Source organism: Hyphomonas sp. NPDC076881 (assembly GCF_050269995.1).
Taxonomy (GTDB): domain Bacteria; phylum Pseudomonadota; class Alphaproteobacteria; order Caulobacterales; family Hyphomonadaceae; genus Hyphomonas.
The window spans coordinates 353,363-365,265 of record NZ_JBNNJJ010000001.1 but is presented as its reverse complement, the minus strand read 5'-3'; the positions used below and the strand labels follow the sequence as shown (position 1 = coordinate 365,265).

At 63.8% G+C, this 11,903-nt stretch carries 10 protein-coding genes; 2 read left to right on the top strand and 8 right to left on the bottom strand.

Annotated elements, in window-relative coordinates; all coding sequences use genetic code 11:
• Positions 1-184: 184 nt before the first annotated feature.
• Positions 185-1,744 carry a GMC oxidoreductase gene (locus ACQKI2_RS01750; protein WP_427378009.1) on the bottom strand — a complete coding sequence of 520 codons (1,560 nt, stop codon included), beginning with the start codon at positions 1,742-1,744 and terminating at the stop codon, positions 185-187.
• A 114-nt stretch (positions 1,745-1,858) separates the two neighbouring features.
• Here ACQKI2_RS01750 and ACQKI2_RS01745 point away from each other — a divergent pair, with 114 nt between their 5' ends.
• Both ACQKI2_RS01745 and ACQKI2_RS01740 read left to right on the top strand, forming a co-directional pair.
• Complete coding sequence (locus tag ACQKI2_RS01745) at positions 1,859-2,845, top strand: aldo/keto reductase (RefSeq protein ID WP_427378008.1); 987 nt, start codon at positions 1,859-1,861, stop codon at positions 2,843-2,845.
• 58 nt (positions 2,846-2,903) lie between these two features.
• On the top strand, positions 2,904-3,371 hold the full coding sequence (locus ACQKI2_RS01740; protein ID WP_427378007.1) for a GAF domain-containing protein: 468 nt from the start codon (positions 2,904-2,906) through the stop codon (positions 3,369-3,371).
• On the opposite strand, the gene ACQKI2_RS01735 is transcribed toward ACQKI2_RS01740, so the two are convergent.
• From ACQKI2_RS01735 to ACQKI2_RS01705, 7 genes are all read right to left on the bottom strand, one after another.
• The gene (locus ACQKI2_RS01735; protein ID WP_427378006.1) at positions 3,336-5,354 is read right to left on the bottom strand and encodes a carboxylesterase/lipase family protein; all 2,019 of its coding nucleotides are present in this window, start codon (positions 5,352-5,354) and stop codon (positions 3,336-3,338) included. The two genes, ACQKI2_RS01740 and ACQKI2_RS01735, sit on opposite strands and share 36 nt — an antisense overlap.
• A 65-nt stretch (positions 5,355-5,419) precedes the next feature.
• On the bottom strand, positions 5,420-6,541 hold the full coding sequence (locus ACQKI2_RS01730) for a cystathionine gamma-lyase (protein WP_427378005.1): 1,122 nt from the start codon (positions 6,539-6,541) through the stop codon (positions 5,420-5,422).
• Positions 6,534-7,529 carry a glutathione S-transferase family protein gene (locus tag ACQKI2_RS01725; protein WP_427378004.1) on the bottom strand — a complete coding sequence of 332 codons (996 nt, stop codon included), beginning with the start codon at positions 7,527-7,529 and terminating at the stop codon, positions 6,534-6,536. The genes ACQKI2_RS01730 and ACQKI2_RS01725 overlap by 8 nt, the downstream gene beginning before the upstream one ends.
• A gap of 150 nt (positions 7,530-7,679) precedes the next feature.
• A complete protein-coding gene (locus ACQKI2_RS01720) occupies positions 7,680-8,501 on the bottom strand; it encodes an alpha/beta fold hydrolase (protein WP_427378003.1) in 822 nt (273 codons plus the stop codon).
• An 80-nt stretch (positions 8,502-8,581) separates the two neighbouring features.
• Complete coding sequence (locus ACQKI2_RS01715; protein WP_427378002.1) at positions 8,582-9,004, bottom strand: DUF1330 domain-containing protein; 423 nt, start codon at positions 9,002-9,004, stop codon at positions 8,582-8,584.
• A gap of 5 nt (positions 9,005-9,009) precedes the next feature.
• A complete protein-coding gene (locus tag ACQKI2_RS01710; RefSeq protein WP_427378001.1) occupies positions 9,010-9,579 on the bottom strand; it encodes an NUDIX hydrolase in 570 nt (189 codons plus the stop codon).
• Entirely contained in the window at positions 9,576-11,840 is a 2,265-nt protein-coding gene (locus ACQKI2_RS01705) for a DPP IV N-terminal domain-containing protein (RefSeq protein ID WP_427378000.1), read from the bottom strand. Before ACQKI2_RS01705 ends, ACQKI2_RS01710 begins: the two co-directional genes overlap by 4 nt.
• Between the last annotated feature and the right edge of the window lie 63 nt (positions 11,841-11,903).

The following is an 11,903-nucleotide window of genomic DNA, read 5'->3' as shown; positions in this document are numbered from 1 at the left end:
GCCGGCATCCCAAGGATGTCCTTTCGGCAACTATTTCAGAGCTTTCCGGCCGCTTCAATGTCTGTTTCCGTCCCGGCTGATGTTAGCGGCGTAAAGCGCCGGGCGGGCCAATTCTGGGCGCTGCGGCGGCGGTTTGAGGTCATTCCGCCTTATCCGGCTCCGGCGGCTGCCCGCTATCCCCGGATCAGGGGGCAGGCACAGCCGCCGCGCCGGTGGCGTGCGCGCAGGCGCGCGCTGTCAGCGCCATGATGGTGAGGGTCGGGTTCTGGATGCCCTGCGAGGGCAGAGCGGCGCCATCGGTGACATACAGCCCCGGCATCGCCCAGCATTCATTGTGTGGTGTCAGAACGGAAGTCTGCGCATCGCGGCCCAGCCGCGCGCCGCCGCACTCATGCACAGACGTGCCCGGCGGCGCTGCCCGGTCCGGCCGCACCAGAACCTTGGCGCCGATCGTGTCGAACAGTTCGGTGAGCGCGGTGGACATCGACGCGGCCAGCGCGCGTTCCCGCTCGCCCCACTGCATCTCGATGCGCAGCAAGGGCGCGCCCCATTTGTCGGTTTTCACCTTCGACAGCGACACGCGGTTCTCCGGTGCCGGCGCGCTTTCGCCGAAGGCCACGGCGGTGGTCCAGGAGCCTGTGACATTCACGGTGGCATATAGCTGGACGCCATATCCCCGGTCGCGCGGATTACCGCCAGTCCTCAGATCGAACCGGGGAAGATAAACGCAGCGTCCCGCCTCCACCTCGGGACTCATCGGCAGCGCAGGGCTCACGCCTTCAGCCTTCACCATCACATGGTCGGTCAGATACCCGCCCAGCGCCGGCAGCTGATCAGACAGCGCGCCCTTCGGCGTGCCGGAGTTCAGCAGGATGCGTGTCGATTCCAGCGAGGAGGCGCAGAGGAACACAAGCGGCGCTTCGGCAGTTTCCCGCTGGCCCGTCAGCGGGTCCAGCCATTCCACCCCGCTTGCGCGGCCATCCGGCCCCGCCAGCACGCGCTGGGCCAGCGCATGGGCGCGCAGCGTCAGATGGCCCGTTTCCTCGGCGATCCCGGCGAAATTCACGGGCGGGGCATACCGGCTCAACATGGTCGGCGCCTCCGGCCAGGCAGAGCGGATACTCTCAAACAGCACGGTTTCAGAGGCGCTGGGGGCAATCGCCTGCGTAATCACGCTGTCGGGAATGTAGCCGATGCCTTCCTGCGCGCCGGTCAGGTGCAGGCGGCGCTCCACCTGCTGGTACCAGGGCTCCAACTCGCCAATCCCGAATGGCCAGGGGCTCGGGCTGTCAGTTTTTGGGCCCAGATCGGTTTCGCCGAAGCGATAATATTGGCGGCCGTGCCCTGGCACGACCATGCGCCCGCCCACGCCGTGAGACCTGATCCAGTTGAACGGCTTGTCCGGCGGCGTCTCGTAAGGGTGGTCCTTGTCGTCCACAAATCCATCCGGCTTCTGCACCCAGGCGAAGCATTCGGTCTGAACCGGCTGGCGCACGCGGCCGACGCCCCGCAACACCTTCATGGCGGCATTGATCGCGCGTGGCGGCAGAACCCTGGCCAGCCTCGGATCAGAAACGCTGCCGATGGTGGCGGCCACGCTCTTGCTGAGCGGTTTTTTCCAGAACGGGTATTTGCTGCCTGCGTCCAGCAACAGCACAGATAAGCCGCGCTCGCAAAGCAACGCAGCCGCAAGCCCTCCGGCGGCGCCTGCGCCCACCACAATCGCGTCATGCTTAGCTGTCATGAGTGTCCCACTCTGATTACTCCGTCCCGGCGGAGATTACAGCTTTGCACGATTCATGCATGTTAGGGGCAAGAGAGAAAGCAGGCCGCCTGTCTTCCCGTGAAAAATTGATGGATGGATATGAACATTAACCACCCGCCACCCTCCGATATCCCTTCGCCAGCCCCTGTCGGTGCTGTTGAGCGGCTGCTGTCTCGCCGCTCCGGCCCTCTGGGTTTTGGAACCGGCCTTCTGCACCAGGTTGACGATCCCGCTTCTGCCGTTCGCCTCCTACGTCAGGCGCATGAGCAGGGCATCACCTATTTCGACACCGCACGTCTCTACGGCGAAGGCCGCTGCGAAGGCTTGTTGGGCGAGGCCTTCGCGCCGATCCGCGGCGAGGTTATCCTGGCCACCAAGGTTGGCATCCTTCCGCCCGCGCGTGACCTTGCCATCCGCCTGAAAGGCAAGCTGGCCGCCACCTTGCGGCGTTTGCCCCCGCTGCGCGGCATTGTTCCGCCACCCGCCATTCGATGGCCCGAATTCGGCGTGTTTGATCCTGCCCGGATGCAGGTCAGCCTTGAGACCAGCCTGCGGGAACTGCGCACCGATCATGTCGATCTGCTGCTGCTGCATGAATGCACGCTGGAAGATGTACGCCGCGCTGAGGTTCTGGACTTTGCCGAACAGATCGTGCGGCAGGGAAAGGCCCGTGCCTGGGGTGTAGCCCCCGCCCCAGACGCCATGCTCGCCATTGCCGCCAGTGGCACACCCTATGGCGAGGTCGCTCAGTTCGATGCGGCGCTCCGCCCGGCCTTTGCCCGTCCGCCCGCCCTGACGATCACCCATTCTTGCCTTGGCACCCGTTTTCAGGAAACCCTGTCCCGGCTGAGCCACGACGCGCAGCTGAAAGACCGCTGGTCCGGCGCGCTCGGCAGGGTGGCGACCCCAGCCAATGTTGCGCAGGGTTTCCTTGCCCATGCGATCTGGCAGAATCCAACCGGCCTTGTCCTGTTCTCCACAACCCGCCCTGAGCGTCTGCGCCCCAATCTGGACGCGGCCACCCTTATCACCATGCCGGATCAGGCCGCGGCCATCGCCGCGCTGATCGCAGCAGAATGAATGGACAAGCGCCCGCCAGCGCATATCTAGAGCGCTCAAACGGACAAAGGGGCCGACCATGGACAAGGCTGAGGTCTACCGCCAGCTCAAGGAAGAAATCGACAGCGTCGTGGCCGGGGAAACATCCGATACCGCCCGCTATGCGTCGGCCGCCTGCCTGCTCACTCAGGCCTTTAAGCCGCGCTTCTTCTGGACCGGCTTCTATCTGGTAGACCCTCTGAAGCCGCAGGAACTCGTCGTCGGCCCCTATCAGGGCACGCTCGGCTGCTTGCGTATTCCCTTCGGCAAGGGTGTCTGCGGCCATGTGGCGTCCACCGGGGAACCGATCATCGTGCCGGATGTTCATGAGTTCCCCGGCCACATCGCCTGCGACTCTGCCTCGAACTCGGAGATCGTCGTTCCAGTCTTCCGCGCCGATGGCAGCCTCGCTGCCGTGCTGGATGTCGACTCGACCGAGTATGACGCCTTCGACGAAATCGATCAGGCTGGCCTAGTTGCCATTTGCCGGAGCCTGCTCACCGCCTGAGACAGGCTGGAGGCCAGGCTCGGCAGCTTGCGCGGGCTCTGGCACAGGCGTCTCCACCGGCGGGTTCAGCGGCTGCAGCACAGGCGCCGGTAACTCCTCCGCAGGCTGAGGGGCAGGCCGCGTCTCTGCTGGCGGCGGCGCCGCCACCGCGGGCCGCGTCACCGGCGTTTCGCGGATAACCGGGGCTCTCTCGAAGGATCCAGGCTCTGCCTCTTCCAATGCCTCGATATTGGCCGGCGGCACCGCTGCGTCCACCGGTTCGGGCACTGTCGGCGTCAGCGGCGGCCCGGCCATCTGCTCGATCCGCTTCAGCAAATTCTCTTCCAGAATATCCAGCCGCCGCGCGCGCAGCCCCTCAATCACGCGGATGGAATAGTTGAGGTCCAGCCACACATCCCGGTCCACGGTATAGGCCGGCCATTCGGGCACGCCGGAGCCGTTGGGATCACCGGTGCGCGCGAAGTTCGTCCAATAGGTCATCATCGCTTCGGTCAGTGCCCGGTCCCCCTCGGTCACTTTCAGGCCAGGCAGATGGCTGTCGAATACGAACGAAATCTCCGCAGCATGGAAGGCGCCGATAGTCTGGCGCGGCGAAGGGGGCACACGGGTGAAATGGTAGAGATAGGTCGGCTGCCCCGTCTGGGCATTGCGCCGCCCCACATAGCGCATGTGAACACCAAACAGGTCATCGCCCAGCATGTCGGTCGCGCCCTTGTCCCAGCTTTCCAGCGTGTTCATGCCATAAAGGGCCTGCAGCGCCTTGGCCGGGTTCAGTCCGAACACGGAGGCCAGCGCGTCCTCCCGCTCCTCCAGAGTGCCTGTGATTCGAGAGCGCAGAACGGTCGGCGACTCGATTTCGCTGTAGAACAACGTGCCCTCATCCGCGTTGAATCCCGCCATCATCGGCACCTGTGGCGTCTGCCCGTCACGGAACGCGGCGCCGATGGGGCGTGGCAGAACCTTGCCGTCAACAACGGGCAGGAAATACGGTGTCAGATCCTGGCGCACTTCGCTGCGGGCAATGATCGCGACAGCCGGAATATTGCGCAGGTCGCCTGCACGCGCCGTATGCGGAACAAGTGTGGACAGGAATTCGATGCCAGCTTCTTCAGCGCTCTTCACGCCGGGGATGGCCGAGCGCTTCAGGTGCAGCGCGTTATAGGTGCTCGCGCCGCTTTGCAGGATCGCCTTGTGGAACAGCCCCTCCGACAGCGGGCTCGCCATCAGTTCGGTTATGGATTGGGCGCCGGCGCTTTCCCCGAACACGGTCACATTATTCGGGTCGCCCCCGAACACCGCGATATTCTCGCGTACCCAGCTCAGTGCCGACACCTGATCCAGCAGGCCGTAATTGCCGGACGTACCCGCCTCTTCCGTCAACGCGGGGTGGGCCAGATAGCCGAACGCGCCGAGCCGGTAATTGATGGTGACCAGCACCACGCCTTTCTCCACCAGCCCGTTGGCCTGATAGATCCCCTGCGATCCTGATCCGAACTGGTGCGAGCCGCCATGGATCCACACCATCACCGGCTGCAGCTCGCGGCCCCCAAGATTGGCGGTGCGGATATTCAGCGACAGGCAATCTTCTGACTCCGCTGGTGGCCTCTGCAGCGCCATCACCCCGCGTGCCATCATCCGCTCGAAACCGGAAAGACCCACCCCTTCCAGGATCCGGTCGACAAACCCAGCCGAACGTTCGCGGCTCTGCAGGCATTCTGGCCCATACTCCCGGGTGTCGCGGGAAATGGCGCCCCATTGCGGCGGCGCGGCGGGCGGCGTCCAGCGCTTGGCGGTGGCGTAGGGAATTCCGTTGAAGACGATCACATCCGGGTTCGCCCGGTCCACCCCGCCGATCACGACGCCCTGATGGATGCGTACCGGTTCGGACATTTCCATCGGCTTGGGCGGTTTGCGCAGGGCATACCAGCCATAGGCTGCGCCTGCGATCAGGATGAAAAGCAGAACTATACTGAAACGGCGCATCGCCGGTCCCCCGCAATCGTCGAATCCATCGGCATCATAGCCGCATGAGGGTTACGTGGCTAACCCTAAGCGCTGCGCAGACCCAGCGCGCTCAGCGTCCGGATCGTTGCGCCTGTAAGGTCTGCAACAGGCTCAATGCCACAAGCCATGCGGATAAACCCGCCCGGCACCTTGTCGCCCCAGCGCGCCCGGCATTCAGCGGCCGAATGCACCCCGCCAAAGCTCGTCGCCGGCGTCAGCAGCGGATGTGTTTCAATGAAGCGTTCGGCCAACTCCCGGCTGGGCAGGCAGAAGCTGACAATCGGTCCGTACCCGCTCATCTGCTTGCGCGCCACGCCATGTGCCGGGTCCGTCGCCAGCCCCGGATAGCGCAGGCCCGTCACGCCCTCCATGCCGGAAAGCGCATTCGCCACGGCCAGTGCATTGGCATTTGCCCGCGCCACGCGCAGCTCCAGCGTGGCAAGGCCCCGGTGCAGCAGATAGGCATCAAACGGGCTGCAGATCGCCCCGCCCAGGCGCCGCCAAGTCTTCACCGGCTGCAACAGGGCCGGATCGCGGCAGGAAACATGCCCGGCCAGAATGTCCGAATGCCCGGCCATCGCCTTGGTATCGGCCATGATGGTAAAGTCTGCGCCCAGATCCAGAGGCCGCTGGCACAGCGGCGTCGCCGTGGTGTTGTCCACCGCCAGCAGCGCCCCCGCATTCTTCGCATTGCGCGCCAGCTTGGCGAGGTCACACACCTCCAGCCCCGGATTGGAGGGCGTCTCCGCCAGCACCAGCTTCACGCCGGTCAGGTCCGCCCCGGCCATTTCTGCGGTGGGGCAGGTGGCAATGTCGATCCCCAGCGGCGCAAAGAAAGCCTCCAGCAGCGCGCGGGCGTTGTAATAGCCATCCGCATGAACCAGCACCCGGTCGCCCGGCTTCAAATGCGCGTAGAACAGCGCCGCAATCGCCGCCATGCCGGAGGGAAACAGCACCGCCTCCGCCCCTTCCAGCAGGCCGATCTCGGCCTCCACCTCCTCCACCGTCGGGTTGCCATAGCGGCCATAGACATGGCTCGCCTGTGGGTCGCCCGGCAGGTGGAAGGTGGTGGAGGCCACGATGGGCAGGGCGACAGGATCGCCCTTCTGCAGGCTTTCGCCCCGCCGGTGCAGCAGGCGCGATATGGGAGAGAGGTTGTCAGCCAAGTATGTCAGCTCCAGGTCCGATAAGCCGCGCCAGCCCGGCGCGGGTGTCTGCATCCAGCCGGTGCCACTCCTCGCGCAGGCTCGCAAGACACTTCACCTGATATTTGAACACGCCCTGCTCATACCGGCCCCCTTCAATCGTCAACGTGAAGGTTTCGGCGCCCGTCTCGATGGCTTTGGCATTCGCCAGCAGGAAGGGCAGGTAGGTGTCGCCCGTCTGCGCCAGCAGCGCCTGCACCGCCGGGCTCGCCAACACCGCGTCTGACCCGGCCCAGTCTCCGCCGATCCCGCTGGCATCATCGGCATGGTCCAGCCAGCGATAGAGGTAAGGCACCGCCTCCCGCATCCACGCCATCGGCGTGGGGTCGTAACTCATCACTTTCAGCTGCCCATAGAAGGCCAGGTCGGCCAGCGAAATCCGGTCCCCAAACAGGAACCGCCCCGGCCCCAGCGCCATCTCCTGCAGCGCTTGGCAACTCCGCTTCCAGCTCGCCTCGATGATCGGCGCCGTCTCCGGCGTGCAGCCTACCAGCGCCATCCGCGAAATCTGCCGGGCACGGATCACCGCCGCATTCTTCTCCACGCCCGCCCGGCCGGCATTGGGCATCGAGTCATACATCAGCCAGTTGGCACACCATTCCTGATCGGCGGCGTAAAACCAACGATAATGGAACATCGCCTTCATGAACCACTCGTCCGCCATGTCCTCCAGCAGCAGGCACACAAAGCGGAGTGCCGGATCGCTGGGCACAAGGCTGCGTCCTTCGCCCTCAATAGAAAGCAGGAACGGTGTGGAATCATTCGTCCAGCTGCCATCGGGCTTGCGGATAACGGGGATCACCTGCGCCTTCACATTCGGCATGATCACCCCGCGCTCCTCGCCCGTCATCCCGGTCCAGCTATGAGACAACCCCTTTGCCCGCATCGCCGCCCGCACCTTCAGCGAGTAGGGAGACCCCAACGCACCATAGAGTTCATATCCGCTCATTTTTTTCCTCCCAGACAGTCCTTACCGGATCGCCTTACGATCTTGCTCCGGCAAGATATTGTCACTCAATGTGCCGGAATATTCATCACACTCGGGAGAGTCTGTCACGGGGGCTGCGGACGTACAAATTCTCTGTCCGCCGGGAAGGTATCAGCCCAGCGCCGCCTTCACCGCGCGCACGGCCTCCCCCGTATGCGCGTCCAGAAAGCCATGCCCCCAGCCGGGCTGATCCACCACCACGCCATTCTTCAGATACTCCGGCGCCCGCAAAGTCTGCGCCCGCAGATCATCCTCCGGATTGAACACGGTGATGCGGTGCTCCAGGCTCGCCAGAACCTGCGGAAACTGGCGCGCATACTCAAACGCCGCCCGGTGCCCCCACTCATACTTCTCCCCGGCGCGCAAATTCTCGGCAAAGGACTCCGCCATCATCTCCAGCGTCATGCCCGGCCCGCGATGGGCCACCACGCTTTTCCACATCCGGGAAAAGCGCGTACCGTCCATATCGAGGTCTACATGGCCATATGTTCTGTGCATCTCGTCCAGTTCCGCCGCCGTGAAGATCGGCGCGCCGATCAGCACGATTGCGCCCACTGCCTCTGGCCGCTGCCGCGCCGCCTCTACCGCCACTTCAGCGCCGGTGTGGTAGCCCATCAGATCAATTTCCTGCAGGCCCAGTTCGTCCACCACATCCCAAAGGCTACGGGCATAATCCTCAATGCTCACATGCGGCTCGGCGGGCGGCGCATCGGATTCGCCAAAGCCGGGATAGTCATGCGCAATCACCATCCGGTCTGCGGCCATCGCCTGCATGAAACGGGCATAGATCCGGCCAGATTTGGGGCTCATATGCAGACAGGCCAGCGGGCGCGCCGTCTGCATTTCAGGCGTTGCCGTGCGCACATGGATCTGGCCAAAGGCGCCATCGACAAACTGCCGGATCACTTTGGGGCCGAGGGCAGAAAGGGTCATGAGGCGTACTCCGGCGAGAGGGTTTCAAAAGATATATCATTTGAAATTCCAACCCAGCAAGCCGCTTGACCCGCAGGCCGTCAAACCTTCTTCCCGCCCGCCCATGTCGGCCGCGTCACGATCAGTTCCTGACAGAGCAGCCCCGCCTCGCGGTGGCGCGCCATGTCCTTGTAGTTTTGGTGGTTCAGCGTCGCGATAAACGCCTGCCGGTTCGGGAAATGGTTCACCAGCACCGCGTCCCAGTCCCCGTTGCCAATGAAAAACCGCTCCGTATCTCCCAGCAGCAGCGTCGTCCCGCCGACTTCTGCGGCGGCCTCGGTGAACGCTTCTGAGTAGCGCATGTAAGCGTCCCGCCCGCTGATCTTCTCCCCATATTCGGGGTCTTCGGGGCGATACTCGGCCTTCACCTTGAACTTCAGGATGTTCACCTGCGCCACCGGCCCATCATACGGGTCATCGCGAAAGGCGCGGAACTGATCGGCAGTCGGCTGAAAGGCAGGCATAGGCGTTACTCCTTCGGGCGCAGTTCAGGGTGTTTGTGAAAATGCCGCTCGGCGTAAAACAGGGCCGCCGCGTGCAGGGCATGCTGCACGTCCAGATGCCCATAATCCAGAAACTCCTTATACGGCATTTCCAGAACTTCAATATCCTCGTTCGGGTCCAGTTCCTGGCGCGTGTCCCGCGTGCATCCCAGTGCCATATAATAGTGCAGCTTGTTGTTCTGCGTCGCCGGGTTTGGGTGGCAGGTGCCTATCCAGATCATCTCGCGCGGAACATAACCTGTCTCTTCGCGCAGCTCCCGCGCGCCCACCGCCGCCCAGTCCGTCTCGCCTGCGTCCGCCACCCCGCCCGGCAGCCCTGTGAGGATCACCCGGGACGCATGGCGATACTCGCGTACCAGCACGATATTCCCAGAATCCGTCACCGGGATCACCGTCACCCACTCTGTCAGCTCAATGACGTTATAGGCCTCAATGATATGCCCATCCTCACGCTCGCACATGTCGGCGCGCAGACCCATGAAGCGGTCCTTCATGATCTGGCGCGATGACAGAACTTTCCATGGCTTGACGGTCATGGTTGCGGCGTCCCGAGATGCCGCTCCAGGAAATCCAGCCGTGTCCGCATCAGGTGAAGCTGCAGCGTCTCGCCCTGAATGCCATGCCGCTGGCCGGGATAGGTCATCAGCTCGAACTTCTGCCCGCGCTGCTGCAACTCCGCCATCAGGCGCGTGGTGTTGTCGAAGGTCACATTGTCATCCGCCATGCCGTGGATCAGCAGCAGCGGCCCCGTCAGCCCATCCACATGCGCAAACACGCTGGACGCCTCATAGCCCTCCGGGTTGAGCTGCGGCGTGCCCATGTAACGCTCTGTATAGAACGTATCGTAGAGCGCCCAGTCGGTCACCGGCGCCCCGGCAATCGCAGCGGCAAACGTGCCCTCCTGCGCCTGGCCATAGGTCATCAGCGTCATGTAGCCGCCATAGCTCCAGCCCTGAATGGCAATGCGGTCCCCGTCCACAAAGGGCTGCGCCTTCAGCCACGCGACCCCCGCCAACTGGTCGCGTACTTCCGGCCCGCCGGTCTGGTGATAGATCACATCCTCAAACCGCTTGCCCCGGTTCCAGGTGCCGCGATTGTCTAGCCGGAACACGATATAGCCTTCATGGGTCAGGAGCTGATCGCTCAGCGGCCGCCAGTCATTGGCAACGCGCTGCACATGCGGCCCGCCATACACCTCCACAATCACCGGATATTTCTGCGCCGGATCAAACCCCGGCGGCTTCTGGATCGAATAGTAAAGCGTCTGCCCGTCTTCCGCCGTCAGCGTGCCAAACTCAGGAACGGTGTGGGCTTCCAGATAAGGCGCATACGGATGGCCCGCATTCAGCGCATTCTCATTGATCCACGCCACGCGCGTGCCGTCTGCCTTGTAGAGCGCCGTCTGCGGCGGCTGCGCCGGTGAAGAGAATGTGCCGATATAGCTCTTGGCGCCCGCATCCATATTGACGCTCCAGCTGCCGCCTTCCGGTGTAATCCGGCGCACCTGCGGGCAAACCTTCGACACACGCGCTGACTCCGGTGTCGTGTTGAGGCAGTTGGTCTCCGGCACCCGCTCGGCGCCCAATGTCGCAATCTCGGCATCGCTCCGGCCCAGCGGCACGGCATAGAGATGCCGCTCCAGCGGTGTGTCTAGATAGCCGGTGAAATATACCGTCGCCGTCTCCACATCAAAACCGGCAATCTTGTCTACCACCCAGTCGCCAAAGGTGATCTGCCGCTTCTCGCCCGAAGATGCATCGCGCCAATAGATATGCCGGAAGCCGTCCAGCTCATGCGTCACCAGCAATCCGCCATCCGGCAGGGCCAGAAAATCATCGGACAGGTTCACCCACCGCTCCTGTTCCTCCGTAAACGGAGACCATATCCGCCAGGGCAGGCCATCGGTGCGGTTAAAGCGGATTTCCGTCTGCTCCCGGTTCACGGTCTGAAACCAGAGGCTGCCATGAGCCCAGTTCACGCGGGCCAGATAGTCATCGGGGCCCATAGGCGCGATCCGCCGCGTTGAGCCGTCATTCCGGTCAAACACATGCAGCGCCACTTTCGCGTTCGGCCGCCCGGCGCGCGGATAGCGCTGCTCAATCACGGTCACCTTGTCGGCGGCAATGTCAAAGCGCGGAATGATGTCCACGCCGCTTTCGTCCACTTCGGTAAACGCCACATAGCGCTCGTCCGGGCTCCACCAGTAACCGGTATACCGGCTCATCTCCTCCTGCGCGACAAACTCGGCGATGCCATAGCTGATGGCCTTGTCCGGTTGCGCTTCCGGAGAGATGCGCGTCTCGGTTCCGCTCGCCAGGTCGATGGCATAGAGCGCCCCGTCACGGATGAAGCTCACATGCGTCCCGCGCGGCGAAACCTTGGCGTCATATTCAAAAGCGTCGGTCTGCGTCAGGCGGCGTGTTTCCGGCCCGCTGGCCTTCAGCGTCACCAGATGAATATCTCCGCCCGCCGGCACGATGATCGTGTCCGCCGTGCCCCAGGCATAATCGGCGATCCCGCGCACGCTGGCGATCCGCTTGCGCTCGCGCAGGGCCTTTTCCTCTTCGGAGAGTTCGGCGTCTGCCGGGTCAACGGCTGTGGAATCTACCAGCAGGCTCTGCGCCCCGGTCGCCACATCAAACTGCCAGAGGTCATACCGCGCGCTTTCCTCGGCCCGTGGCTTCAGGAAGGTGACGCGCTTGCCATCGGGCGAAAAGCGCACCGCGCGCGGCGTGCTGCCGGAAAGGGAAGGGGAGGCATAAAGGCGTTCCGGCGTCAGCCGGGGGGCATCGGTCATTCGAGGGGTATCCTGCTGCGGGGTGCGGGCATGGGCAGCTTGTCCGGCAGCGCAGCCGGTAAG

What these genes read in the sequence shown, in the direction of transcription:
- ACQKI2_RS01750 (WP_427378009.1), bottom strand. Translation starts at nt 1,744, where the DNA reads ATGACAGCTAAGCATGACGCGATTGTGGTGGGCGCAGGCGCCGCCGGA.
- ACQKI2_RS01745 (WP_427378008.1), top strand. Translation starts at nt 1,859, where the DNA reads ATGGATATGAACATTAACCACCCGCCACCCTCCGATATCCCTTCGCCA.
- ACQKI2_RS01740 (WP_427378007.1), top strand. Translation starts at nt 2,904, where the DNA reads ATGGACAAGGCTGAGGTCTACCGCCAGCTCAAGGAAGAAATCGACAGC.
- ACQKI2_RS01735 (WP_427378006.1), bottom strand. Translation starts at nt 5,354, where the DNA reads ATGCGCCGTTTCAGTATAGTTCTGCTTTTCATCCTGATCGCAGGCGCA.
- ACQKI2_RS01725 (WP_427378004.1), bottom strand. Translation starts at nt 7,529, where the DNA reads ATGAGCGGATATGAACTCTATGGTGCGTTGGGGTCTCCCTACTCGCTG.
- ACQKI2_RS01720 (WP_427378003.1), bottom strand. Translation starts at nt 8,501, where the DNA reads ATGACCCTTTCTGCCCTCGGCCCCAAAGTGATCCGGCAGTTTGTCGAT.
- ACQKI2_RS01715 (WP_427378002.1), bottom strand. Translation starts at nt 9,004, where the DNA reads ATGCCTGCCTTTCAGCCGACTGCCGATCAGTTCCGCGCCTTTCGCGAT.
- ACQKI2_RS01710 (WP_427378001.1), bottom strand. Translation starts at nt 9,579, where the DNA reads ATGACCGTCAAGCCATGGAAAGTTCTGTCATCGCGCCAGATCATGAAG.
- ACQKI2_RS01705 (WP_427378000.1), bottom strand. Translation starts at nt 11,840, where the DNA reads ATGACCGATGCCCCCCGGCTGACGCCGGAACGCCTTTATGCCTCCCCT.